Below are 26,395 nucleotides of genomic sequence, written 5' to 3'. Positions count from 1 at the left end.
TGTGGGTTTAGTTAAAAATATTGAGTTTAGGGTAGTGAAGTCTATTTTTTATATATTAAGTAGGTTTAATATTTTATTAAAGAGTTGCTTTATAAATGTTAAAAAAAATCCTATATTGATTCTAACTAAACCCCATACAATCTATGTCGCTAAAATGTTGGAGGAGGGGTTAAAAGCTAGAAATATAAATGTTCAAGTTGAGGTAGATCAAAAGCGTAAAGTTTTTTCAAATAGTTATTATATTGTTATTTGCCCACAAGTCTTTAAATATTTGCCACCTAAACATAGACTTATTAGTTTTCAATTAGAGCAAAGAGTAAGCGAATGGTTTGATGAGGAATATTTAAATATTTTAAATAATTCTTTATTTGTTTGGGATTATTCGCTGTCTAATAAAAAATTTTTGGAGGAGAAAAACCTTTCTCCAGAAATTTATCATATTCCATTAAGTATAAATTCTAATTATTATTCTGAGCCAATGTTGAAAGAAATTGATATTTTATTCTATGGTAATCCTAATTCAGAGCGAAGAATATTTCTTCTAAATGAGGCGAAAAAATATTTTAATGTAGAGGTAGTGTCAAACCTTTATGGAAAGGAAATGTTGAATAAGATAAAAAAGGCACGTATTGTTCTAAACTTACATTATTATGAAAATGCCTTGTTGGAAACAACAAGAATTTATGAATGTTTATCATTAGGGGCACATGTAGTATCTGAGTCCTCTGATGATATTAATGAGTATCCTGAGTTGGTAGAGTCTACACAAATTTCATTTTTTGAGGTTGGTAATAGTAAAGAAATGATTAATCTTCTAAAAAATAAACTTGAAGCAGGAATAATTTCTGTCGACTCTCAATTAACTTTAAAATCAAAAAATAGAATGAGTTCAGCATTGGGAGTTGCTGTAAGTAAGCTATATAATTAAAACTTAATTATTGGTAGAGTTTGATAAGTTTTTTTTGATAGTATAGTGGAAGTAAATTCAAGGTTTAATAAAAGTCTATGTTAGCTGAAGATAAAATTGGTGTTGGGGTTGTAACCTATAATAGAAATAATTTACTTCAGAAGTTAATTAATAGCCTTCCTATACAATATTTAGATCATATTGTTGTTGTTAATGATGGTGAGAGTATAGGGGGTGTTGATTTGAAGGGAATAAAATTAATAAATAATAAAGAAAATATCGGAGTAGGTAAATCTAAGAATGTAGCTCTAAGATATCTTATTGATAAAGATGTTGATCATTATTTTTTAATTGAAGATGATATATATATAAAAGATGATTCTGTTTTTCATAAATATATTCAGGCCTCAAAGGAAACAGGAATTCAGCATTTTAATTATGGTTTGCATGGCTTATTGAATATTAAAAAAGATAGCTCTCCTAAAAATAGGCTATCCATTAATTACTCAGAAGTTGAGATATATTTTTATAAAAATTGTGTCGGGGCTTTCTCATATTTTTCAAAAAAATGTATAGATGAGATAGGGCTGTTTGATGAAACTTATTTTAATGCTCTTGAGCATATTGATCATACATATCAAATTATAAATAAAAAAATGCATCCAAACTTTTGGTTTTTTGCAGATATTGCTGAATCTGAAAAATATTTAGGGGATGAGACCTGGTCTAGAAGCCAATCGGTTATCGCAAGGAATGATATTCCTCCAAATTTAAAAGAAGCGCAATCCTATTTTGAGGAAAAGTTTAAAATAAAAGTTTCTGCTATTCCTGATGTATGGTGTTCAGAAGTGATAAATCAATTAGAGTATATTAGGAAGTCATATGGTTTGGAGAAAAAAACTATTAAAAGTTTAAATAAAAAACTATTAAAGGTAGTTTATTTTAAAGAGTTCTTTTTAAGCTTAAAGAAGGTTTTTTATATAAATTGATTGAGGATGATGCTTAAAAGAGAGTTATATTAAAAATATTACTCAGATCTTATTTGATATAAGTTAATATTCTCTTCAATCTTCCTAAACCTCTTATACCCCCACAAATACTGTTCTGGAGCGGCATTAATCATGCGCTCCATTTCTTTATTAAGTGTGTCGACTGAAAGCTGCAAATCTTTGGCATTAATCTCTGCAGATAAGGTCTGCACATGCAGCTCAAAGCCATTTAAATCTTCACGGCGTAAACAGCTTAAGCCAATCACTGAACACTGGGTCTTGGCTGCCAGTTTAGAGAGCAGGGTAGAGGAAAGTGCATTTTGACCAAAGAAAGGTGAATAAATACCACCCGACTCTTTAGGCACATGATCCGGTAAAATTGCGGCAAATCCACCTTGTTTTAAATGCTTAAATAAAGCGCGTACACCTGTATCATCGGTTGGTACTAAAGTCGCATTCAAACGCTGACGAGCTTCTAGCATAAACCGATCTAAATCTTTATTTTTGCTGGGTTTATACATAATGACAGGTGCAGTGTGTTGATTTACCCAAACATTTAGTAATTCCCAAGTTCCAAAATGAGGAACAACAGCCAAAGTGCCATTTGGGTTTTCTAAAGCTTTTAAAAATAAATCAGCACCATGAATATCCTGAATCAACGAGAGGGCATATTCTGTAGATGAGCCCCAAATTTTTACAGATTCCGCATACGTCATGCACTGACTCTTAAGACTTTTTTTAGTTAGGCTTTGTCTTTCCACATCTGTAAGTTCGGGATAAGCCGATTTTAAATTGATTTCGGTTGTGGTTCTTGCGGAAGAGTTTGAATAATACAGCAGGGAACCTACAGCTTTTGCCATAGATTGAATGATTCTTAACGGAAGACGAGAAAAATTCTTCAGCAAAGCATACATAAATAGAAATCTGAGTGCTATATATAGAAATTATTGTTTATCCGCATTCCCTGCCAACACCATATAAATCAGCCCCACAAAAATCACAAATGCACCGCCAATAGAACTTAAGCTAAAGTACAAAATACGGTCATTGGTGTCTAAGGCAAACAGATTATTGGCCAGAATATAACGCATGAATAACCATTGAGCGACAGCAAATACAATTAGCATAATGCCACGATTACGAACTGCAGGACGCATAGCCATAGTAACGCTCAACTAAAAATTCAAAACGAAGCGCTATTATGCCACTAGCTTAGCTTTATCTCAATTCATAAAAAACCCTGCAAATTTGCAGGGTTTTTCTGAAACGCTCAAAACTTATTCTTGAGATTCTGCTTTTGGTTTTTCACGTAAACGAATACCCAAATCACGCAATTGAGTCGCTTCAACTGGTGCAGGTGCTTGAGTCAATGGACATTCAGCTGTCTTGGTTTTCGGGAAGGCAATCACATCACGAATAGACGAAGCACCTGTCATCAACATCACCAAACGGTCTAAACCAAATGCCAAACCACCGTGCGGAGGCGCACCGTATTTCAATGCATTCAGTAAGAAACTGAATTTCTCTTCGGCTTCTTCTTCTTCAATGCCTAAAGCTTCAAAAATCGCTTTTTGCATTTCTAAAGTATAAATACGCAGTGAACCACCACCAATTTCGGTACCGTTCAATACCATGTCATACGCAACAGATAAAGCTTCACCTGGGTTGCTCTTTACATCTTCAACGCTTGATTTTGGCAAAGTGAATGGATGATGCACAGAGGTCCATTTACCATCATCAGTTTCTTCAAACATTGGGAAATCAACGACCCAAAGCGGTGCCCATTCGCAGGTTGCAAGGTTTAAATCGTGACCAATTTTGACACGAAGTGCGCCCATTGCATCGTTTACTACTTTGGCTTTATCTGCACCAAAGAATACGATGTCACCATTTTCAGCGCCTACACGTTTTAATAAATCAAGCACGATTGGCTCAATAAATTTCACGATTGGAGATTGTAAACCTTCAATGCCTTTTTCAAGCTCATTGACTTTAATATACGCCAAACCTTTTGCACCATATATGCCAACATATTTGGTGTATTCATCAATTGCACTACGTGGCAATGAACCCGCGCCAGGAACACGAAGCGCAACAATACGACCTTTCGGATCTTTCGCTGGGCCAGCAAATACTTTGAACTCAACGTCTTGCATCAAGTCTGCAACGTCTACTAATTTCAGTGGAATACGCAGGTCTGGCTTATCAGACGCATAATCACGCATCGCTTCCGAATATGGCATACGTTGGAATTTGTCGAATTTCACGCCTAGAAGTTCATCGAACATCTTCACGGTCATGCCTTCCATCAAATCCATAATGTCATCGTCACTCATGAACGATGTTTCAATGTCGATTTGAGTAAATTCTGGCTGACGGTCTGCGCGTAAATCTTCATCACGGAAACATTTAGCGATTTGGTAATAACGGTCAATACCGCCCACCATCAACAATTGTTTAAATAATTGTGGAGATTGTGGCAGGGCATAGAAGCTACCGTTAGATACACGGCTTGGTACTAAATAGTCACGCGCACCTTCAGGCGTTGCACGTGTTAAAATTGGTGTTTCAACATCCAAGAAACCATGATCGTCTAAATAGTTACGAATTAGGTTGGTGACTTTAGAACGGAAACGTAAGCGATCTAACATTTCTGGACGACGGATGTCCAAGAAACGGTATTTCAAACGAATTTCTTCTGAAATGTTGGTATTTTCATCGTTCAATGGGAACGGAGGCGTTTCAGATGCTGCAAGAACTTCAATTTCCTTGCCTAAAACTTCAATTTGTCCACTGACCATATTAGCATTTTCTGTGCCTGCATAGCGACGACGTACACGACCTGTGATTTTTAATACAAATTCTGAACGTGCTTTGTCTGCAGTTGCAAATGCTTCTGGAGTGTCTGGGTCAATCACGACTTGCACAAGACCATCACGGTCACGCATGTCTAGGAAAATTACACCACCGTGGTCACGACGACGGTGTACCCAACCACACAGGGTCACGGTTTGATCAATTTGAGCTTCGGTTAAAGAACCGCAATAATGAGTTCGCATCATAGCGTTAAAAATCCAACTATATGGGTTAAGGAAGCGAATACGTAAACAGCGCACCGCCTTTAGCAAAGGTAGGATTATGCCTCTTTGGGCATGTGGCTACAAGAACCTGCTGCAAAAACAGTGGGTTTTTAGCGGGAATCTGCTTGAAACTGAAGAATGTAGGCAGATGAAAGAGAAAGTAGAGCGATAGAGCGTTTATTCCATTCGCCCTTGAGAATCTAAAATCAGAAATAGCAGACAGCCCAAACTCAACATGAGTAAGGCACCTTGGCTAAACTCATTGATGGCACGTCCCGTAAAATAATATAGTTCGGCTTGCCAAGTCGCATCGGGGATATAACGCGCATAATCCCAAAGTGAAAAACCACCACATACAATCGACAAGATAATTAGGCCGATGGCATAAACGCGAATTTTAGTGCTTACAGAACTGACCTGTCGATGCTTGCGATAATAATGCAGGCTCATACATAACAAAAAAGGCAGCGCCAAAATAGAACTACCAATTTGCAGTATGCGATGCATCGGATAAATACCTGTGCCTAATTGTACCGATTGCGCTAAAAAATCCTGAAAGGCAAAACTACGAAAGTCGTGATGGGTTAAACCATCCCAAATTAAATGGGTGGCATTGCCAATCAGTAAGGCCAGAATCAAGCCACATACAAACCCAAGTACAGATTTTATCGTGTTTAGATTTAACGGGTGATGCACGCCCACAAAGCGATACAATGCAGGGCGATATACCAGATACCAAAGTGCACAGAACATAAGGCCCAAGAATAAGTTTGGATAAAACAAGGCTGACCATAAATGTGGCGTTGGGTCTTGGCGTAGGGTAAACAGGCGATGTAAATCTGGCAGCATACAGCCAATTGCAAGTGCAGCAATGGGTAGCCGTTGTCCTGAGAGTTTAGCTAGCGGAGGCGCAAGTACAGCATGAGATAAGGTAAAGGGCATACCAATAAAAAGAAGAATAAACGTCAGCAGAATTGAAGGCGTAGCTTAACTGAAAATACGGAATGAGAATGTTTTTTATTGCAATACCATTGAAATGTTATATTATAACAACAATTGTTTTTTGCTACTTTGAGCATGGGTCATGGCGTTCCATAAGAATTTAATAACAGTTTCAATTTTTGCAGTACTTAATCCAGCAGCATTTGCAAATACGGATGTTACCAATACACAACTGGAAACGATTCAGCTACAAGCACATCCTTTGGTACAAACTGCGGCAGATTTCGCTGTAGCAGATCATGTGATTGATCAGAAAACGTTGGCAGAGCGCAGCACCACTATAGGTGATGCAATGGCAGATGAGCTAGGGGTCTATTCTAACCAATATGGTTCAGGCTCTAGCCGACCTGTCATTCGTGGGCAAGATGGCCCACGTGTTAAAGTGCTGCAACATGCTTCAGAAACGGCAGATGTTTCTACACTTTCACCTGACCATGCGGTAACGGTAGATCCAATTTTGGCCAAGCAAGTTGAAATTATTCGTGGGCCATCAACCTTACTTTATGGTGCGGGTACCGTAGGTGGTTTGGTCAATGTCACTGACCAAAAAATTCCAACGCAAATGCCAAATAATGGTTTAGAAGGACAAGTCGGTCTGCGTTATAACACAGGTAGTGATGAAAAACTGGCCAGCGCAGGTGTGACCGCAGCAATTGGTGACCAGTTTGCGCTGCGTATAGAAGGTTCTAAGCGTAAGGCGAATAACTATATTGCACCTGATTATTATCATGCTCATCATCATACAGAAGTTCATGTTGAACCAGATGGATCGACTCATACGCATGAACATGAAGAGCTTGTAAAAGAACGCCGCGTGGGCAATACCTTTGCCGAAGGTCAAACGGTGAATATTGGTGGCTCATGGATTCATGATCGTGGTTTTGTGGGCGTGTCATATAGTAATCGTCAGGATAAATATGGGTTGCCAGGGCATAGCCATGAATATCATGGTTGTGTATTGCATGATGATCATTTTCATGGTTGCCCAACGCCTAATTCAAATGCTGTTGAAGAACATGCACATAGTGGCCCATGGGTAGATTTAGAATCACATCGTTATGATTTGCGTACCGAACTTGATCAGCCCTTTGCAGGCTTTGATAAACTGCGTGCGCATGCCAGTTTTACAGATTATGAGCATAATGAATTAGAAGAAAATAAAGTCATCAGTAACTTTAAAAGCAAAGGCTATGATGCACGTTTAGAATTGGTGCACAAACCCCTTGCAGGTTGGGAAGGTGTGTTTGGTACACAGTTTAGCCAGCATGAAATTGATTTGACTGGTCAGAAGGAAAAACATGATGATCATTATCATGAAGCAGTACCTATGCCAGATACGAAAACACAAAAATACAGCTTATTTGGTTTAGAGCATAAACAATTTGGTGATGTACATGTGGAACTTGGTGCGCGTGTCGATCATCAAAAAGTGAAAGCAGATTCGGATAAAAAAGATTATTCAGGTACTGGTGTATCTGCTTCTGCTGCAGCCAATTGGCAGTTTGCACCCAACTATAAATTGTCACTCACAGGCTCACATCAGCAACGTTTACCTGTAGCGCAAGAGCTCTATGCTGATGGCTTACATTTCGCAACCAATACTTACGAAGTGGGGAATCCTGATCTAGATAAAGAGACATCTAATAATTTAGAGTTAGGTTTGCACTATGAAGCCGACAAACTCGATTATTCGCTGCATGTCTACCATAATTGGTTCGATGATTATATTTATGGCGCAACAGTAGCGCAGAAAGGTAATTTGCGTGGTGTGGAATATACTCAAGACAAAGCCAAATTCTACGGTACAGAAGCCAAGTTAGGCTATCAGCTGAGCCCAGATTATAAACTCAGTGTGTTTGGTGATTATGTTCGTGGCGAAATAGATAACCAAAATGCACCACGTGTACCTGCAGGCCGTTTGGGAACTAAAGTAGATGCTAACTTTGCCGATGGTTGGTCGGGTATGGCGGAATACTATCGTGTATTTAAGCAAGACAAAATTGCAGCGTATGAACAAGAAACAGAAGGCTATAACATGGTCAATGTTGGCGTAGCTTATGCAGGAAACTATGCCAATAAACAAGATTACCGTGTGTATTTTAAAGCCAACAACTTGTTAGATGATGAAGTCTATTCACATGCATCTTTCTTGTCGCATATTCCACAAGTGGGTCGTAACTTTACTGTGGGCGTTGAATTTGGTTTCTAAAATTCAATTTGGGCTTTATAGGATGTCTGTGTGAAAACACAGAAATCCTCTTGAAAATCCAAACAATAAAACCTAGTCTGAGCGCATCGGACTAGGTTTTTTGTTATGCGTATTTTTCAGCGAATTCACCAAAAATTGAATTGGTCGCCTCGGGCTTATTTGGGACTGGTTTTAGGTTTACTGGCTTTGGGTTATTTGTCCTCGGCTATTTACCACAGTCTTAAACCGTTACCAGATGGTCTGAATTACACCGGAAAATTACGCCATGCACCTGTCAAATTTATTGCCGATCAGACCTATATTGATGCGCAAGGCGTTCAGCAGCAACAGCACCAAATTTTTAAGGAGATTTTAGGCTTAATTGATGCTGCGCAAACCACCATTGTGTTGGATATGTTTTTGTTTAATGCAGAGGTGGGGACGTCTAAACAACAGCATCAGCCACTGACACAGCAATTGACCGAAGCTTTAATTCATAAACGTCAGATGCAGCCAAATATTGAAATTAAGGTCATTACAGACCCAATTAACTCAGTATATGGCGGTATTGCACCTGAGCATTATCGTCAATTACGTCAAGCAGGCATTGATGTTATTGAAACCGATTTAACGCCTTTACGGGCATCGAATCCATTGTGGTCAGGCTTTTGGTATCTCTGCTGTCAGGGTATTCCAAATAATGCAGAAAAAGGTTGGCTACCAAGTCCTTTCGGGCAAGATAAAATTACCCTGCGCAGTTATTTCAGTCTGTTTAATTTTAAAGCCAACCATCGTAAAACCATTGTGGTCGATACCACTGAAGGCTGGAAAGCGTTGGTGACCTCATTGAATCCGCATGATGGTAGTTCGCGTCATTCCAATATTGCCTTAGTGGTCACAGGCAATACAGCGGTTGATATTTTGCAGACTGAACAAGTTGTAGCGCGTATGTCGCAAGGCAATGTGTCTGGGGTGATTGTGGGTGAGTTTGAGGCAGATCGCTCTTACCCTCAAGTGCAGGTTTTAACGGAAAAGGCTATTTGGGATGCGAGTTTAGCAATGATTGAAAATGCTAAGGCGCAAGAGCATCTTGATTTGGCAATGTTTTATTTGTCAGAACGTAAAGTGATTCAGGCTTTAATTGCTGCACAGCAACGTGGCGTACAGGTACGGGTATTGTTAGACCCGAATAAAGATGCCTTTGGTCGTGAGAAAAATGGTATTCCAAACCGACAAGTAGCATCCGAACTAAATGCGGCAGGGGTGAGCGTGCGTTGGTGTAACACGCAAGGCGAGCAATGTCATAATAAAATGATGATCAAATCTAATGCCACACAGGCAGAATTGACTTTAGGTTCTGCCAATTTCACCGCACGTAATTTAAAAAATTATAATTTAGAAACCAATTTGCGTGTGGTTGGACATCTACAAGACCCAGTATTTCAGGATGCTCAACACTATTTTAATACCGCATGGTCAAACCTTGAGGGTAAAAATATGAGTGTGGATTATGCTGTGTATGCCGATGAGTCGAAGTGGAAATATGCGGTCTATCGCTTTATGGAATGGAGTGGTTTATCGACATTTTGATTTTTTAATTGTATGCCTTGAACTCAAAAATCCCTCTTATTGAAAGAGGGATTTTTTTGAGCCGAATATTACTTTACAGGATTTGGCGGCACCATTTCATCCAAATCTTTATCACTCATTTGATCTAACTCGGCAATATCGGTTTTGATTTTCCATTGTGCTTCATCATCCACAGGATTCGGTAAACGCGCTTCTAACCAATCACAAACCACATCTGGGCTAAATTCTGGATGGTTGCATTGAATTACCCACGATAAAAAATCTTTGGCTTCACCATTCATATACGGTGGCGGTGAAACAGGTAAGAATTGAGTCGGCAAGCGCTCATCTCTGGAAATATAATTCAGCACATGTCCCAATTCCTGCACAGTTTGCCATGCTAACGGATGTTCTACATCAATTTGAAATTTGAACCACCATGCATGCTGACCGTCTGAACCATAAGCGTCTACACGGGCTTGCTGTACACTCGGAACTTTGCAGAAAAACTGATGAAGGCGGTCAAAATTTAATTCAGGCACGAGGTTTCATCCAATTTCAAAAAAAATGTATCTTAGCATAGGGGTTGGAGATATTTCATAAATGGCGAGCCGTGTCGGTGAAATCTGCGGAGACGAAAGTTTAAAATTGCTGATTTTTTATTCATTGTTTATCCTTAATTTGAGCTTAGAATAAAAATATGAAAATAGGAGTGCTAGATATGAAAGTGGCGATTTTAACTGCATTGAGTGGCATGCTATTTTTAGGTGTGTCGATGCAGAGTTTGGCCGAAACCAATCGTTGGGCAGGATATACAGGCGTCAATACACAGCGTGATCAGCATCGTCCTTATTCGCCACAACATCGTCCTGCTTATCCGCAGCATCGACCTTATCATTCACAGCAACCCTATTCCTATCCACCACATTATCCATACCATCAACGACCTGTGCCGCAGTGGGGGCAGCCCACGATTCGTAGTGGCATCAATATTCAATACAATGCGCCAAGTACTCTGCAATATAACCACCAAAGTTACAGTTGGGTAAATGGTGAGCCAAGTAGCGCACATATTGAAAGTTCGACCTATCGTGTGGTGACCGACTGGCAGCACTTGGGTTTACCCGCTCCGCCACGAGGTATGTACTGGATTTTTGAACATGGGCGTTATGTGTTGGTGGCAAATCGTTGAGAAAAAAGTGAAATCATAGACATCAATGCTTCTAGATATTGAGTATCTAGAAGCATTTTTTTGACCTATTTTAGATTTTTACGCCAATTCATCATCTTCTGGGCGAGGGGTTTTGCCTTGTGCTAAAGGCTTTTCACTGTGCTTGTCTCGAATAACGGAAGGGTAATGCCAAGATGCAAAACGCACCACTAAAATTGCAGCGGCTAAAATTAAAATTGAACCAGTAATAATCACTAAGTCGAGATCAGCTTTATGGTCGTGTTGAATATCTGAAATTAGCAAACGGGTTAGTGCGGTAATGGCAATATAAATTAAAAAACGCACAGGCATGTGATTGGTTTTAAAATAAATACCCACCATTGCACCTAGTTCTAAATAGATAAAAAGCAATAAGATGTCATCAATAGTGGCATATTGTTTGATGGTGAAAATATCAATTACCGTATGTCCAGCAGACCAAATGACCATACAGCCAATGATAAAGAGCGCAAGATAATGAAAACTTTCTACAGCCCAATTGCCATATTTGTCTAATAGGCTTTCAACTGCTTGAATATTTTTATCTATTTTTGAACGACGTACTGCCATTTTCACCTCCTGTTTGAGTATGGATATTCAGACTTCAACAAAGGTGATGCAAATTTCATGCACAAATTAGAATAGGGATATAAAATTTAGTACAAAAAAACGCCTGATGATTCAGGCGTTTTTGCGATAATGTATTAATTAAGACTGGTTAGTGAAGTAATCTTCGCTGAAGTTCATCACCACTTCTGCACCCGCTTTCACTTTGGTAATGCGTAAAGTCAGTTCTGGCAAAATACGTTGTACAAAGTACAGTGCCAATGACAATTTGTTTTGATAGAACTCACCCTCTTTTTGCTTGGCTGCATTGGCAATGCGCGCAAACATATATGAGAAGCTGAGCAAACCTACCGCATGTAAATAATCAACCGCTGCTGCGTTCGGGAAATCTACATTTTCTTTAGCTGCATTTAAAATGTATTGTGTAACGGATTCAACTTCAGTCGCTGCATCTAAAGTTGCATCTTTAATGAAGTTGAGGTCTGCATCTAAACCATTGGTGAAATCACGGATTTCTGCAATGTATTCTGCAATAAATTCGCCATTACATTTAATGGTTTTACGACCAATCAAGTCTTGCGATTGTACGCCGTTGGTGCCTTCATAAATTTGGGCGATACGTAAATCACGAACACATTGCTCCATACCCCATTCACGGATATAACCATGACCACCGAAGACCATTTGCGCATCAAGTGTCGCATTGAAAGCAGTATCGGTTAAGTAGGCTTTGGCAATTGGAGTTAACAATGCAACACGGTCATTGGCTTTTTTCACAGCTTCTGCATCGGTAGAGAATTTAGTGATATCCAATTGTTGACCCACATATACCGCAAATGCACGCGAAGCTTCATTATTGGCACGCGCATTAAGTAACATACGACGTACATCGCCATGTACCAAAATGCTGTCTGCAGCTTTGTTTGGTGATTTTACACCCGATGCACTACGACCTTGGATACGGTCAGTCGCATATTGTGCAGCATTTTGATAGGCAAATTCTGATGCACCTAAACCTTGAATTCCCATAGACAGGCGTTCGTAGTTCATCATGATGAACATGGCTGCCAAACCTTCATTTTCTTTGCCGACCAAGTAACCTTTGGCGCCATCAAAGTTCATCACACAAGTTGCAGAGGCTTTAATGCCCATTTTGTGTTCGATTGAGCCTGGACCTACTGGGTTGCGCTCACCCAACGAACCATCTTCATTCACCAAGAATTTTGGCACGATGAATAAAGAAATACCGCGTGAACCTGCAGGAGCGTCTGGTGTTTTCGCTAAAACTAAGTGAATGATGTTTTCTGCGAGGTCGTGATCACCACCTGTAATAAAGATTTTAGTCCCTGTGATGTTGTACGTACCATCTGCATTTGGCTCTGCTTTGGTTTTAATAATCCCGAGGTCTGTTCCTGCATGTGGTTCAGTCAAACACATGGTACCTGACCATTCACCTGAGTAAATTTTAGGTAAATAGGTTTCTTTCTGTTCTTGTGATGCATAGCTGCTTAATGCCATGCCTGCACCGACAGATAGCAGTGGATACAACATGAAGGATGGGTTGGTGGCAAACAGCATTTCATCTGACAATACTGTCAGCATTTTTGGCATGCCTTGACCACCCCATTCTTCATCTGCGCCTAAACCAATCCAGCCGCCTTCGGCATATTGTTTAAATGCTTCTTTAAATCCAGCAGGTGTGGTGACTTCGCCATTGTTATAGGTCGCGCCTTCTTCATCACCGCTACGGTTAATAGGCAACGTCACATTTTGGGCAAATTTTGCCATTTCTTCCAAAATTGCTTCAGCCGTTGCAGCATCAAGGTGAGCGAGGTTTTCATTGTTTTGCCAGAATTGTTCTGCATTGAATACATCATTTAAGATGAATTTCATATCGGCAAGTGGGGCATTATAAATTGGCATGTGAGTTCACCTGTTTATTGTCTGAATCTTGATTCGTTGAGTTCAGTGTAATCTACAATTGTGAATGTTGTAGACCACTAAAGCGAAAGAATGCTTTATTTATAAAGAAAAAGGACTGTCAATGCTATGACCGTCCTTTCTCAATTTCTGTACTCAAGAGTACAACATTTTGAATATCCCGCTAAATATGTTCAATATTTAGCGAGTTTCAATTTTCGCTTAGAAAGCAAAGTGTTCAGCATCTAATGCAAATAGTGGCTCTACACCTGTTGCAATCACGTCTACGTGTGAGCGAACACGTGGCAAGATTTTCTTGAAGTAGAAACGTGCAGTCGTCACTTTAGCATTATAGAAGTCTACATCGGTTGTGCCTGCTGCAAGTGCTTCTTGAGCGACCAATGCCATACGTGCCCATAGGTAAGCTAGTGTTACATAACCAGAGAAGTACATGTAGTCTACTGCTGCAGCACCTACTTCCTCAGGGTTTTGCATTGCACGCATACCAATTTGCATGGTCAAATCGCCCCATTCTTTATTGAGCGCTGCGAGCGGTTCAACAAATTCTTGCATTGCTGCGTTGTCTTTGTTGGCTTCTGCAAATTTATGGATGATTTTGGTGAAGTCTTTCAACATTGCACCTTGTGTACCCAAAACTTTACGACCTAACAAATCGATTGCTTGAATTTCAGTTGTACCTTCGTACAAGCATGAAATACGTGTATCACGCACAATTTGTTCCATGCCATGCTCAGAAATGAAGCCATGACCGCCGAAGACTTGCACACCATGTTTTGCAGATTCAGAACCTGTTTCAGTTAAGAATGCTTTTGCAATAGGCGTCAATAAAGACAAGATGTTGTCAGAGAACTTACGTTCTTCTTCAGTTGCACCTTGTTCAACGATATCTGCGTGTAGAGACAACAGATACACTAGTGCGCGACCACCTTCAGCAAACGCTTTTTGAGTCAATAGCATATTGCGTACAGCAGGATGCACAATAATTGGATCTGCTTCTTTTTCAGGGGCTTTCGGACCAGAAAGTGAGCGCATTGCCAAACGGTCTTTGGCATAAGTCAACGCACCTTGGAAAGAACCTTCAGATGCTGCAAGACCTTGTACCGCTGTACCGATACGTGCAGTGTTCATGAACGTGAACATGCAGTTTAGACCACGGTTTTCAGGGCCAATTAGGAAGCCTTTCGCGTTATCAAAGTTGATGACGCAAGTCGCGTTACCATGAATCCCCATTTTGTGTTCGATTGAACCACAGCGTACGCCGTTGCGCTCGCCTACAGAACCATCTGCATTCAGGTTGAACTTAGGAACGATGAACAGAGAAATACCTTTAGTTCCTTTAGGTGCACCAGGTAAACGTGCCAATACGATGTGCACGATATTCTCTGCCATGTCATGTTCACCAGCAGAGATAAAGATTTTCTCGCCCGAGATTGCATAGCTTCCGTCGGCCTGAGGTTCAGCTTTAGTACGGATAATACCCAAGTCAGAACCTGCATGAGATTCGGTTAAACACATGGTACCTGTCCACTCACCTGAAACAAGCTTTGGCAGATAGGTTGCTTTTTGTTCATCTGAACCGTGGTGTTCTAAAGTACGTACAGCACCATGAGAAAGACCTGGGTACATGCCCCATGCCCAGTTTGCTGTACCTACCATTTCTGAAATCACGTTTCCTAGAGAAACAGGTAGACCTTGACCGCCGTATTGTTCTTCAGCAGAAAGAGACGGGAAGCCAAGTTCGATATATTTTTGATACGCTTCTTTAAAGCCCGTTGGTGTAGTCACCACGCCATCATTCCAAGTACAACCTTCACGGTCACCCACTTGGTTTAACGGAGATAATTCGTTTTCACAGAAATCTGCTGCAGCTTCCAAATATTGGTCAACCAATTCACGGCTTACGTTTTCTTGGAATGCAGGTAATTTTGCATAGTGATCTTCGGCATTTAATAATTCATGCAAAACGAATTGCATATCACGTAAAGGCGCTTTGTATTGTGGCATATCGGTTTCCTCAATACTGGTTTGACCAGCGTTATATTTTAAATGGATTTCAGCGCATGCCTTCTCAGACATGCCATGTTGGAATGGTTGTAATCGTGCAACATCTTCTAATTCGGTACAAGCATCTGCATAGCATTTCTTGGTGACTGCAAAGTCAAAGATTTTTATCTTGAAATGGCTAAGTTACTTGAGTGTAAACAGTTTTGCTGAATTTGAAATGATACAAATAGTCAAAAACCGTAAAGAGATATGTCTAAGTGAAGTGGATAAAAAGGTAAATAAAAAGGCACTCAATCGAGTGCCTTAGAGTCGTGTAAGTGTGTGCTCACCTGAATGCATTAGCGCGAAGTAGGTGATATTCTCATTTGTTGCATAGGTTGATTCGGCTGAAAACGAACCAAGCATTGTCCCTTGAGTTGTAGTTCGCCCAGTTTCACTTGAACGTGTTGTCCATGCATTTTTCCTTCACAGGCAGCACGCATGGCCTTTTGATGCGCTTGATGTTGTGCTAATCGTTGATCGTACCGTTTGGTCATTTCAGCACGTTGCGCATCGGTCAGCATTTCACCACGTTGTTGCATACGCGGCATTTTTGCACGCATGGCTTGGTGTTGTTGCATCGCATATTGGCGATGTTGTTTAAATGACTGGCGATCAGGCTGGAAACGCATCGTACAGGTACCTGCGAGTGTTTGATCACCTACTTTTAATTGTAGATTTGTACCTACTGCTTTGTTGTCACAAGCCTGTTGCATCTGCCCACGAAATGCGCGGTGTTCTGCACGCATGGCACGATATTGCTCGCGTTGTTCAGGACTGAAGCGTTGTCCATCTTGAGCATAATGTTGTTTAAACATACGTGTTTGTTGTCGTTCGGTCAGATCATTACTGGTTTGGCATGCAGTTAAAATCCCCATGCCCAAAACACTTGCCCCAAGTAATGCGATTTTCGTCATCTGTTTCATCTTCAAACTCCCCAACCTGCTTTTAACTTCACTCAGTTAAGATTAAATAATAAAGATGAAGAAACAATGGAGAGTTTTTTCTAGCACTGTTGGTTACAATGCTCAAAATCAATAAGAAAAGCTGAGATTGCGCTTTTGAAAATTCGCCGTATACCCATCGCATTACGCCTGTTCTTAACAGTGCTGCTGACGACCTTGCTGATTACCACGGTCAGCTTGGGGGTATTGCATGTCAATATGCAGCGAAACTTCAGCAAATATGTGGCCGATGTCGAAATGCAAAAGCTGGACTTGCTCACTCAAAACTTGGCAGAAGTCTATGCGGTATATCACGATTGGGGCAATGCCATTCAGGCGCAAATTCTCCAAATTGAAGGTGAGGCTGCGCCCGATGATTATGACCGTTTATCGCGGTGGTGGTTGCGCCGTCAATATGACATTGCCTTGCAGCAGCGTTATTTTCAGGAACCTACCTTAGCCAATGTAAACCCAAGTGTGGTCGAGCCTGATCTAGCTAAACGACAAGCCAATGCCGCAGAACTTCGCTGGTTAGAACTGAATTTACCTTCACAATTCCAGCCATTTGAAGGTTTGGTATTTCCTTTAAGTGCCAATCAGAATGCTTTCCGTCCTGATCGTAAAAATGAAGGAAACCACAACACGACAGAATCATCTGGGAAAAAACAATTTATTTCGATGCCTGACCGTTTAGGCTTGAGTTCACGCTTATCTTTATATGATGCCCAGCGGCAATTTGTGGTAGGAGAGCCTGCTGAAACTCAAATTTCTTATCGTCCAATTATGGTCGGTGAAAAAATCGTGGGTTATCTGGGCTTAAAACCTGTGTTAGATCAGGAAGATGCTTTAAGTATTAATTTTTTTAGTAAACAAACTCGTTATTTATTATTGGCTTATGCTTTAAGTATTTTGGCGAGCTTGATTGCTGCCTTATTGTTGGCGACCTACTTTAAAAAGCCAATTCAGCGCTTATTAAATGGCACACGTGAATTAACCAAAGGCCATTATCAGCATCAGGTCAAGGTCAATCGTAATGATGAGTTGGGGGATTTATCTACCGAATTGAATCATTTGGCGGTGATTTTAGATCAACATGAAACTTCACGTCGTCAGTGGGTGGCTGATACTTCGCATGAGTTAAAAACGCCATTGGCGGTGTTGCAGGCACAAATTGAAGCCATGCAAGATGGTATCCGCAAAGCCACACCAGAGCATTTGGCTGCGATGATGCATCAGGTCAATAATCTGAAAAAACTCACACAGGATTTATCGGACTTGGCGCAAGCCGAAGCCATGCAGCTGAAATGCTATTTCTCGAGCATTGATCCATGGCAAGTGATTGAGCAGGAAATCGAAAGCTTTAAGCCGAAATTTGAACAGGCGCAGTTGGACTTGATCGTGTCGGGTGAAGGCACGCAATTACAATTGGATATAGACCGTTTTAAACAAATTATGCTCAACTTGCTCAGTAATAGTATTCGTTATACCGAAGCGGGTGGGCAGGTGCATATTCACACCAGTCAAAGTGCAACCCAGTGGACGGTGTATGTAGATGATAGCCCGTTTGGTTTAAGTGATGAACAATTGGCACGCTTGGGTGAGCGTTTTTATCGTGTCGATGATTCGCGTACACGTGCCACAGGCGGGACAGGTTTAGGTCTGGCTTTATCGGTCAAAATTGCCAAAGCATTGGGCGGAGAGTTAAGTTTTGCACATTCACCGTTGGGTGGTTTACGCTGCAAATTAAGCTTTCCCAAAACAATCAAATCTTGAAGGACTTTAAGGAATCGTGCATGAAACATATCTTGCTGGTTGAAGATGAAATTGAACTTGCCCAGTTGGTGCGAGATTATTTAGAAGCTGCTGGATTTGAAGTCAGTATGTTTCATGATGGACAAGAGGCCTATGACAGCTTTTTGCAGCGTAAACCGAGCCTGATGATTTTAGACTTGATGATTCCGCGTATGGATGGTTTGACCATTTGCCGCAAAGTGCGTGAACAGTCCGATGTGCCTATTATTATGGTCACGGCACGTACTGAAGAAATTGATCGGGTGCTAGGTTTAAACATGGGCGCAGATGACTATGTGTGTAAGCCTTTTAGCCCGAAAGAATTGGTGGCACGTGTGCAAGCGGTGTTGCGCCGTTTGGAGCGTAAAGTTGAACCTGAAAGCAATGATTTATTCCGCATGGATAAAGCACAGCAGCGCATTTGGTATCAACAAAAAACCTTGAATTTGACCCCAACCGAATTCCGTTTATTGGAATTGTTTTTAGAGCATGTCGGGCAGGTGTATTCACGCGCGCAGTTGCTAGACCATATTAACCCAGACAGTTTTGAAGTGGCAGACCGTGTGATTGATAGCCACATTAAAAACTTGCGCCGTAAAATTTCTGATGCTGCCGAAACAGGTAATAGACATGAGTGGATTCAGGCTGTGTATGGTGTGGGTTATCGTTTTGAGTATCCTGAAGATTAAGCCTTAGCTGTAGAAAAAAGCGAATCAGGGAGGGTTCGCTTTGGCTGTTTCCTTTCCATTTTGGAAGGTTAAAAATGAATCGGTGAATATCCTTAAAAAAAATCACAGATTTTATTGGTTGAAGGGCATTGCACTTCTTAAAAGCTCAACCCTTTGTCTTTCCGCTTTCCTTAATTTTGCGACTACCAGTTCATAGGAGTTTAAGACCAAATCTTGCACCAATTGCTCATCTAAATTGTCATCTGCAAAAATTGAAATCCAATGTTGTTTATTCATGTGCCAGCCCGCACGAATATAAGGATAAAAATCACGTAACATCGCACCATGCTCAGGTTTAACTTTTAGATTGATGATGGCATGACCATTTAAATACAGACTCAGCATAAATACTTTATCGAAAATTTTATGCACCAAGCAGCCATCACCAAAAGGTTCGCTCAGGCTAACCGCAGGCAATTGTGTTGCAACCCTTGCTGCGATTTGATGCATAGATGACGGTGTTTGTGCCACTTATTTTCCCCGAAAAGTTTATCCTGTGGATAACCACAGCTTTTTCCACAGAAAATGTGTATAACTTTGCTGGAATTCTAAACGTCCTTTGGCGAGTGCATCAGTATTAAGATGAACAACTCACCATCACTTCTGGCACATCACTTGGCAAAGGCGCTAAATCTTCAGGTGTTTCCAATGCTGTTTGCTGAATATATGGCTGGCTGAGTAAGTTAAATAAACGCTCAACTTCTGAAAAATCATCACGCTCTGCTTGCTCAATCGCCTTTTGTGCCATGTGATTGCGCAAAATATAGTGAGGGTTTACCTGTTGCATTGCAGCATCTAAATCATCGGTGTCTTGATATTCACGAATCTGTAAATACTGCGCTAAAAAGCTTTCCCACTGACGACGATCCAAACAATCATCCAGTATTTCTGTGTATTGTTTATTTTGTAGGCGGATAAAGCTTTGGGTGTAATCCAGTTGCTCACTTTGCAAAATGCGTAAGAAGTTGGTAGCGCAGTCAAAACTGTCTTTGTGGAAACTTGGTAGTCCCATTTTTTCACATAAACCAAGTTTGTAATGCTCTAAAAAAGTCGGTTCAAAATGCTCTAAACATGCTGCCAGTGCTTGTTTCCAGTGTTCTTTCTGATCTGGGTTTTGTTCAAGCGGAATTAAATTGTTCAACCAAACCCACAAATTCCAGTGTGCCACACTCGGTTGTTGTTGGTAGGTATAACGTCCTTGATAGTCCGAATGGTTGTTGATCCAGTTGGGACGAAAACGCTCCATAAAGCCATAAGGGCCAAAATCGAGTGTTGAACCTGTAATATTTAAATTATCGGTGTTCATCACGCCATGCGCAAAACCGACCAATTGCCATTTGGCAATCATGACAGCGGTACGTTGAATGACTTGTGTAGCAAAGGCGAGTACAGGCTGTTCGGCTGTCAAGCATTCATGATAGTGCCATTCGATACACTTTTGCACAAATTCAGGCAGTAATTCAGGTTGATACTGATTGATCCATTCAAAATGTCCCAAACGAATATGACAGTCTGATGTGCGTAATAGCATTGCGCCAAGTTCTAATTTTTCACGTTGTACGCCTTGAGTAGATGAGGTAAATCCAACTGCATTGCTTGATGGCACACCCAGCGCATTTAAAGCATGACCTGCCAAATATTCACGAATCACTGAACGTAACACGGCACGTCCATCCCCCATACGTGAATAAAGCGTTGCACCTGCACCTTTTAAATGAAGATCAATTGTACGTTGTTGTGTGTCCAAAACTTGCGCAATAAGTAAACCGCGTCCATCGCCCAATTGACCTGCCCACTGACCAAATTGATGTCCCGCATAGACCATTGCCAAAGCAGGAAATTCTTTAAACGTGGTTTGTCCGCTGCAAATTTCAACCCATTGTTGTTGTTCCTCTGCTGTCCATTGCAGTTCTTTTGCCAATGCAGCATTAAAGTGTCCTGCTTTTGCACCTTTTAAAGGTAAAGGCTGCTGCATGTGATAAAGACGGGCGGGCAGGGTCGGATAACGTGGATTAAATTGCATGATGATGAAGCGCTTGGCACAAAGTGAGTTTCACTATAGCAAACTTAGACTTTAAAAACTGTAGTCTAAAAATGCAGAAAGCCCTGAACAGGTCAGGGCTTTCGCAGTGCATCAGAACAGAGGTTTATTCAGATACAGGATTCTTTTTCAGGTTGCGCATCAGCAAGTTCAAGGTTTCACGATGGTGTGAAAGACGCTGTTCAACCAACTGGAATTCAACTTTCAATTTGTCATCCATTTGGTGAATTTTTTCTGCTACAGAAGCTTTTTTCGCCTGAATTTCTTGCTCTTTTAACTTTGCCCAATCGTTCAGGGTTTGGGTAAAGGCATCATATTCTTGCGAAATACGGCTTTTAACTTGGCCAATGTCATCATTTACATTGTGTCCATAGACCGCCAAGTCTTGCTCTGCATATTTAAAACGCATCGCCAATTCTGCTTTTTTAATATTAAAGCTTGGAATACGGCGTAAGTTTTTCGCTAAGCCCAACTTCGAGCATGACCAAATTAACCATTTAGTTGGGTCATATTGCCACCATTTTACGCCATTACGATAATCATACTGGAAAATGTGGTGATAGTTATGATAACCCTCGCCCCAAGTGGCAATTGCTAACCAGAAGTTATCACGCGCGGTATTTTCGTCAGTATAAGGACGCGAACCCCACATGTGGCACAGCGAGTTAATAAAGAAGGTAACATGGTGGCTTAAAATCAGACGCATTAAACCGCCCAATAACAACACGCCCCACATATCGCCCACAGCCCAACCAATTGGCACCAAAATGCCAACGTGAACTGCAATTACGAGCGGAATATAGTATTTGTGTTGGAACATCACCAGTTTGTCATTTAACAAATCTGGCGCATTTTTAAAGTTTGGCTCTGCGGCAGGGTAGTCGCGTAACATCCAGCCCATGTGCGCAAACCAGAAACCATTATTAATTGAATACGGGTCTTTTTCGACATCATCGACATGGCGGTGATGGGTACGGTGACCTGAACCCCAGAACAAAATACTGTTCTGAACGGCAAATGTTCCCATAATCATTAAAATGATTTTCAAGGGAAGGGTAGCTTCATAAGCACGGTGTGCCCATAAACGGTGATAACCTGCTGTAATACCCAAGCTACTTACGCCAAGTAATACAAACATGCTGATCCAAGCGGCTAAGCTAAAATCATGGTGATAGGCATACCAAGGAATCGCGATCACTGCAACAATAGGTAAGAAAACTAGTGCAAAGATGGCAATCCAGTTGATTGGGGCTTTGGGTAAGGGAGCATTCATCTCCAACAGCACTCCTAGAACCTTGGGAGGTATAAATGGACGCTTAATCCGTTATAACGCTATGACCGATCTATAGATTGAAATCATAGTATTAAATTTTTTAGGGATTAATTTTTTCGCATATTAGCATGAGCGTATTCACGATCACAGCATTATTGTACAGTTGTATTGTACTGGGTGGTAACAGAATATAATGGTATCTGCGAGATTTTACGGAAATATGATATACGGTAGCCAAACAAGCACGATAAATCATTTATTTATTCATCAATATGCTTAAGGTTACCGCTTACAAGTGTTGCATCATCAGTTTAGGATAATCGGTAATTAAACCCTGAATCCCTAAATCTTTAAGCTGTTTGGCGCGTTCAATCTGGTTGACTGTCCAAACGCTGATATTCAGTTTGGCCTGTTGTGTGGCTTGAATGAGCGCACCGGTTGCGAGTTCGTTCATCCAACCAATTTGGCAACAACCTAATTCTAAAGCCTGATCAATGGCTTGATATTGCAGATCATCTTCAACCAATAAACCGCGTTTAAAGCGTGATTTTTGTTGTTGCAAAGCCCAGTGAATTTTCGGATCAAAACTGGTGATGATGGCGTTGTGTTCAAAACCCTTCAAATGTTGCTCTAAACTTTGGGTAATTTTTTCGGCAGCGGCATGCGAGTTGACCGCTTTGACTTCTACTTCAATATGATCAAAATTTTGAATAATGGTCATGGTTTGATTGAGTAGGGGCGTGGTTTCGACTTTATTCCAGTCCGACCACATCACCGCATGGTTATAATGGTTTAAATCTTCCAGACTACATTCATACAGTGCTTTGTCTTGTCCTGTGGTGCGAATGAATTGATCATCATGCATAACCACTAAGGCATTGTCTTTGAGTTGACGCACATCAAACTCAACCGCTCGAATGCCAATATTTTGAATATATTCAAAACCACCGAGTGTGTTTTCAGGCGCTTCGCCACGCGCACCACGATGACCAATTATGCGCATAATGTGCCCATGAATTGAAAGTTTGCTTTCATTTTGCAAGTACGACGTGACAAAGAGATGACATCTCTTATTTTGGTCGGATGATATGAAATTTCAAGCAGCATCCGACGTGATTTTTTAGATGCAAAATCAGGGCTTTATTTTAGTTTCCGATTTTAGCTTGTAATGTTAGTTACCAATACTGTCATTGATGTTCTTTTGCCATAATACTTCGCTGCCTCCTTCGGCACGTTGCAAGCTGCGAGATGCCACAAATAGCCAGTCAGACAGTCGGTTCAGTAGTTGCAAAGACGGTGCCTGAATATTTTGATCACGGTTGTGTACGGTCATTAAACTGCGTTCTGCACGACGGCATACGGCACGAGCTTGATGTGCATAACTACATGCCAATGTACCTGCAGGCAAAATAAACTCTTTGAGCATTGGCAGGCTTTCATTCATGCGGTCAATGTCTTGTTCTAAGTATTCGATCGCAAGCGGTTGTACGAGGTGGTAATTGGGGATACAGACTTCACCGCCTAAATCGAATAGCCAGTGCTGAATCAGGCTAAGCGATTTGTCCCAAGTGTTTTTGTCTTGAATGTTGCTATGTGTAATTTGTGAGCGCAATACGCCTATGCAGGCATTGAGTTCATCGACATCGCCCAGTGCATGAATGCGTAAGTCGTCTTTGGCGACACGTGAGCCATCGCCCAGTCCGGTTGTGCCTGAGTCGCCTGTGCGGGTGTAGATTTTGCTTAAACGGTGGCCCATAACTTTTCCTTAGGTAGAAATGAAAAAAAGGATAATGCCGGTCAAAACATTATCCATAAACTGCGCTGTTTTATATATTTTTTTGAAGCTGAGAATTAATAACGGAAAGTGACTCCAGCAGAGGCAAAACGACCGCCATTAATGTACCAATCTTCTGGTGAGTTGTCCCAAGAGCTTGCAGCTTTATAGACTTCTCGATATTGCACATCGCCAATGTTCTGAATATTAGTAAAGACTTTTACCGTTGGGTTAATATTCCAATAAGCATTGAAATCGACGGTTGCATAACCTGGAACTTTTACACTATTTGCGCTATTACTTGCATTTGAGTGCGAACGTGCAATTAATGAAGTACTAATGCCATAGACTGGATTTTCTAATCCCGTGGTTAATGTGAATGTCTGTTTAGGTCGATAAGCAATCTCTAAACCAGTTGCCTCATTTTCTGTTTTAACATATGCATACCCAGTTGTTAGGAATAAATCATCTTTTTTCCATTTTAGTGCAACCTCACCACCTGTGAAGTGTGCCTCATCAACATTTTGATTCATGCTATTGCTATTGCTATAGGCAATTAGATTATCAACATTAGTACGATAAACAGAAAGGTTTGCGATTAAATTGTTGGTAATACCGTAATCTAAACCGAATTCATAAGAGATGCTTTCTTCGGGTTCTAAATTTTCATTTCCGCCCCACTGAGAATAGAGTTCATTCAGGGTTGGAGCACGGAACGCACTGCCAATATTGGCATAAACGCTTGCATTAGGCAGGAAATGATAGCGAATAGCACCTTGACCTACTGTGTGGCTTCCAAAAAGCTCATTGTCTTCTACACGTAGCCCAACTTGGGTGTCAAACAGTTCATTTTTAAATTGGTGTTGTAGATAATAACCTGTACTTGCTACGCTTTGATCATTATTAATAATAGTATTGGTTTGATAGTTTGCATCATTATAAGTTGTGCCAATCAGAATATTTTGATGTGGAGTAAACTTCCACTTCAGGTTTAGGTCAGTTTGATTGTTTTCTGTATCGTATTTTGAACCGTAGGCAGGTACATCTTGCTTATCTTGAACATTTGCAAAATGAGTGCCTAAAATTAAATTTTGCAGAATATTGTAATCAACTTTTGCATTAATGACACGATTTACAAAATTACGAGGAGCTGTATTGGTAATATAATCATTACTGAAAATACTGGTTCCTTTATTTTCACTAATCGAAGCAGAGGTATCAATCTGATTTTCCTGGAAATAGCCTACTTTAGCATTGTAGCCTTTTTGATCGTAGCTGGCATTGTCGTTTTTATCTTGGCTTTCAAAAATGCGAGTTCCATCACTTTCTAAGCGTTGTTCACCTACTTGAGCGTAGAATCCTTGATCTGTGACTAAATCTGCTTTTAGAATGGTTTTATAAGTATTGTTTTCACCATAGATGCCAGTTAATTCTGCACCAGACTTCACAGGTTTTTTTGAAATAAGTTGAACTACACCGCCAATTGCATCACTACCATATTGAACGGAAGCTGGGCCTTTCAAAATTTCAATTTGTTGAACATCCGAAGTATCTAAATATGCAGGATAAAGTGGACCAAGCTCATTTTGGCTATTTAAGCGAGCACCATCTTTTAATACTAGGGTATGTACGGCTTTAGTTCCACGTAGTCCAATTTCTGAAATTTGCCCCATCCCCCCGCTTTGTTTCACATAAACAGAAGGGTCTTGTTGGATTAAGTCAGATAAATTGAGAGCAGGATTCTTTTTTATCGCATTTTGATCAATCACAGAAATCCGCGCAGGCACATCTTTGATTTTTTCTTCAGAACGTGTCGCGGTAACGACCAAAGTGTCTAAAGATGCATTGACAACATTAGAACTGTCTTGTGCAGATACAGACGCAGAGAAACCCATCGCAAGCGCAATTGCGCCCACTAAAGCAGTAGGCTGAAAAAGAGTAGACATGACTTTGCTCCATACATTCACCCCACGTGAATGATTGAGTTAAGGGCACAACAAGCAGGTCTCCGGACTTCAATGTGCCAAGCATCTTCTAATTTATGATTGCTTCGCTATATATCCACCTTCCCATATTGTTCATACAGTGGTGTAAATCATAAGATTTAAATTGATATACGTTTCATGGTTACCGTTGCGGGGGCAGTGTTGGACTTTCACCAACTTCCCTAAAGCTCAAAGCTAGAACTCGTTGCATTTGCGCGAAGTATAAAGTCTGTATGCCATTTAAACAACGGAAATGCAGAATAATCCGCCTGAACTTCACTCAACCCCTTAAAATTGCATTACAATGATTCGCCCCAATATCTGATTTTGTTAGTGTGAACAGACAATTTAAAAGTCACGCAC

At 40.7% G+C, this 26,395-nt stretch carries 22 protein-coding genes and 1 riboswitch; of the genes, 7 read left to right on the top strand and 15 right to left on the bottom strand.

What is annotated here, in order from left to right; all coding sequences use genetic code 11:
* The first annotated feature begins 1 nt into the window (after position 1).
* Both FTV28_RS07835 and FTV28_RS07830 read left to right on the top strand, forming a co-directional pair.
* On the top strand, positions 2–928 hold the full coding sequence (locus FTV28_RS07835) for a hypothetical protein (RefSeq protein ID WP_179989994.1): 927 nt from the start codon (positions 2–4) through the stop codon (positions 926–928).
* A gap of 77 nt (positions 929–1,005) precedes the next feature.
* The gene (locus FTV28_RS07830) at positions 1,006–1,896 is read left to right on the top strand and encodes a glycosyltransferase family 2 protein (protein WP_179989992.1); all 891 of its coding nucleotides are present in this window, start codon (positions 1,006–1,008) and stop codon (positions 1,894–1,896) included.
* A 38-nt stretch (positions 1,897–1,934) separates the two neighbouring features.
* Here FTV28_RS07830 and FTV28_RS07825 read toward each other — a convergent pair whose 3' ends face one another.
* The 4 genes from FTV28_RS07825 to FTV28_RS07810 form a co-directional block, all read right to left on the bottom strand.
* Complete coding sequence (locus FTV28_RS07825) at positions 1,935–2,810, bottom strand: lysophospholipid acyltransferase family protein (protein ID WP_179989990.1); 876 nt, start codon at positions 2,808–2,810, stop codon at positions 1,935–1,937.
* Between the two features lie 30 nt (positions 2,811–2,840).
* Entirely contained in the window at positions 2,841–3,059 is a 219-nt protein-coding gene (locus FTV28_RS07820) for a hypothetical protein (RefSeq protein ID WP_034686420.1), read from the bottom strand.
* 114 nt (positions 3,060–3,173) lie between these two features.
* Positions 3,174–4,958, bottom strand: coding sequence for an aspartate--tRNA ligase (gene aspS, locus FTV28_RS07815; RefSeq protein WP_131260778.1), 1,785 nt, complete (start codon positions 4,956–4,958; stop codon positions 3,174–3,176).
* A 195-nt stretch (positions 4,959–5,153) separates the two neighbouring features.
* A complete protein-coding gene (locus tag FTV28_RS07810) occupies positions 5,154–5,918 on the bottom strand; it encodes a DUF4184 family protein (protein WP_179989988.1) in 765 nt (254 codons plus the stop codon).
* A gap of 142 nt (positions 5,919–6,060) precedes the next feature.
* On the opposite strand from FTV28_RS07810, the gene znuD reads away from it, so the two are divergent.
* Both znuD and FTV28_RS07800 read left to right on the top strand, forming a co-directional pair.
* The gene (znuD, locus tag FTV28_RS07805) at positions 6,061–8,187 is read left to right on the top strand and encodes a zinc piracy TonB-dependent receptor ZnuD (RefSeq protein ID WP_179989986.1); all 2,127 of its coding nucleotides are present in this window, start codon (positions 6,061–6,063) and stop codon (positions 8,185–8,187) included.
* Positions 8,188–8,292: 105 nt separating this feature from the next.
* Positions 8,293–9,756: a phospholipase D family protein gene (locus tag FTV28_RS07800; protein WP_179989984.1), complete on the top strand. Its 1,464-nt coding sequence runs from the start codon at positions 8,293–8,295 to the stop codon at positions 9,754–9,756.
* Between the two features lie 68 nt (positions 9,757–9,824).
* Here the strand turns inward: FTV28_RS07800 and FTV28_RS07795 are convergent, their stop codons facing one another.
* Positions 9,825–10,277: a hypothetical protein gene (locus FTV28_RS07795; RefSeq protein WP_004975032.1), complete on the bottom strand. Its 453-nt coding sequence runs from the start codon at positions 10,275–10,277 to the stop codon at positions 9,825–9,827.
* Between the two features lie 179 nt (positions 10,278–10,456).
* Between FTV28_RS07795 and FTV28_RS07790 the strand changes: the two genes are divergently transcribed.
* Positions 10,457–10,927, top strand: a complete 471-nt coding sequence (locus tag FTV28_RS07790; RefSeq protein WP_179989982.1) for an RcnB family protein — start codon at positions 10,457–10,459, stop codon at positions 10,925–10,927.
* A 78-nt stretch (positions 10,928–11,005) separates the two neighbouring features.
* Here FTV28_RS07790 and FTV28_RS07785 read toward each other — a convergent pair whose 3' ends face one another.
* The 4 genes from FTV28_RS07785 to FTV28_RS07770 form a co-directional block, all read right to left on the bottom strand.
* Entirely contained in the window at positions 11,006–11,515 is a 510-nt protein-coding gene (locus FTV28_RS07785) for a phosphate-starvation-inducible protein PsiE (RefSeq protein ID WP_004975036.1), read from the bottom strand.
* 138 nt (positions 11,516–11,653) lie between these two features.
* Positions 11,654–13,435 carry an acyl-CoA dehydrogenase C-terminal domain-containing protein gene (locus FTV28_RS07780; protein WP_179989980.1) on the bottom strand — a complete coding sequence of 594 codons (1,782 nt, stop codon included), beginning with the start codon at positions 13,433–13,435 and terminating at the stop codon, positions 11,654–11,656.
* 219 nt (positions 13,436–13,654) lie between these two features.
* Positions 13,655–15,457, bottom strand: coding sequence for an acyl-CoA dehydrogenase C-terminal domain-containing protein (locus FTV28_RS07775; RefSeq protein ID WP_179990097.1), 1,803 nt, complete (start codon positions 15,455–15,457; stop codon positions 13,655–13,657).
* A gap of 338 nt (positions 15,458–15,795) precedes the next feature.
* Positions 15,796–16,422 carry a hypothetical protein gene (locus FTV28_RS07770; protein WP_179989978.1) on the bottom strand — a complete coding sequence of 209 codons (627 nt, stop codon included), beginning with the start codon at positions 16,420–16,422 and terminating at the stop codon, positions 15,796–15,798.
* Between the two features lie 135 nt (positions 16,423–16,557).
* Between FTV28_RS07770 and baeS the strand changes: the two genes are divergently transcribed.
* The gene (gene baeS, locus FTV28_RS07765; RefSeq protein WP_179989976.1) at positions 16,558–18,213 is read left to right on the top strand and encodes a sensor histidine kinase efflux regulator BaeS; all 1,656 of its coding nucleotides are present in this window, start codon (positions 16,558–16,560) and stop codon (positions 18,211–18,213) included.
* Positions 18,214–18,233: 20 nt separating this feature from the next.
* On the top strand, positions 18,234–18,920 hold the full coding sequence (locus FTV28_RS07760; protein WP_179989974.1) for a response regulator: 687 nt from the start codon (positions 18,234–18,236) through the stop codon (positions 18,918–18,920).
* A 111-nt stretch (positions 18,921–19,031) separates the two neighbouring features.
* On the opposite strand, the gene FTV28_RS07755 is transcribed toward FTV28_RS07760, so the two are convergent.
* The 6 genes from FTV28_RS07755 to FTV28_RS07730 all read right to left on the bottom strand — a co-directional run bounded on the left by FTV28_RS07755 (position 19,032) and on the right by FTV28_RS07730 (position 25,993).
* Positions 19,032–19,409, bottom strand: coding sequence for an MmcQ/YjbR family DNA-binding protein (locus tag FTV28_RS07755; protein ID WP_179988698.1), 378 nt, complete (start codon positions 19,407–19,409; stop codon positions 19,032–19,034).
* Between the two features lie 127 nt (positions 19,410–19,536).
* Positions 19,537–20,982, bottom strand: coding sequence for a YdiU family protein (locus FTV28_RS07750; protein WP_179989972.1), 1,446 nt, complete (start codon positions 20,980–20,982; stop codon positions 19,537–19,539).
* A gap of 124 nt (positions 20,983–21,106) precedes the next feature.
* Positions 21,107–22,273: an acyl-CoA desaturase gene (locus FTV28_RS07745; RefSeq protein WP_096901530.1), complete on the bottom strand. Its 1,167-nt coding sequence runs from the start codon at positions 22,271–22,273 to the stop codon at positions 21,107–21,109.
* A 289-nt stretch (positions 22,274–22,562) separates the two neighbouring features.
* Positions 22,563–23,276: a glycerophosphodiester phosphodiesterase gene (locus FTV28_RS07740; RefSeq protein ID WP_004975054.1), complete on the bottom strand. Its 714-nt coding sequence runs from the start codon at positions 23,274–23,276 to the stop codon at positions 22,563–22,565.
* 168 nt (positions 23,277–23,444) lie between these two features.
* Positions 23,445–24,029 carry a cob(I)yrinic acid a,c-diamide adenosyltransferase gene (locus tag FTV28_RS07735; RefSeq protein WP_168542354.1) on the bottom strand — a complete coding sequence of 195 codons (585 nt, stop codon included), beginning with the start codon at positions 24,027–24,029 and terminating at the stop codon, positions 23,445–23,447.
* 95 nt (positions 24,030–24,124) lie between these two features.
* The gene (locus FTV28_RS07730; RefSeq protein ID WP_179989970.1) at positions 24,125–25,993 is read right to left on the bottom strand and encodes a TonB-dependent siderophore receptor; all 1,869 of its coding nucleotides are present in this window, start codon (positions 25,991–25,993) and stop codon (positions 24,125–24,127) included.
* A gap of 35 nt (positions 25,994–26,028) precedes the next feature.
* A riboswitch (cobalamin riboswitch) is annotated at positions 26,029–26,253 on the bottom strand.
* Positions 26,254–26,395: the final 142 nt, after the last annotated feature.

The organism is Acinetobacter sp. YH12252, assembly GCF_013417365.1.
Lineage (GTDB): Bacteria > Pseudomonadota > Gammaproteobacteria > Pseudomonadales > Moraxellaceae > Acinetobacter > Acinetobacter towneri.
Note: the sequence above shows the minus strand (reverse complement) of the source record. Positions and strands in the feature narration are given on the sequence as shown.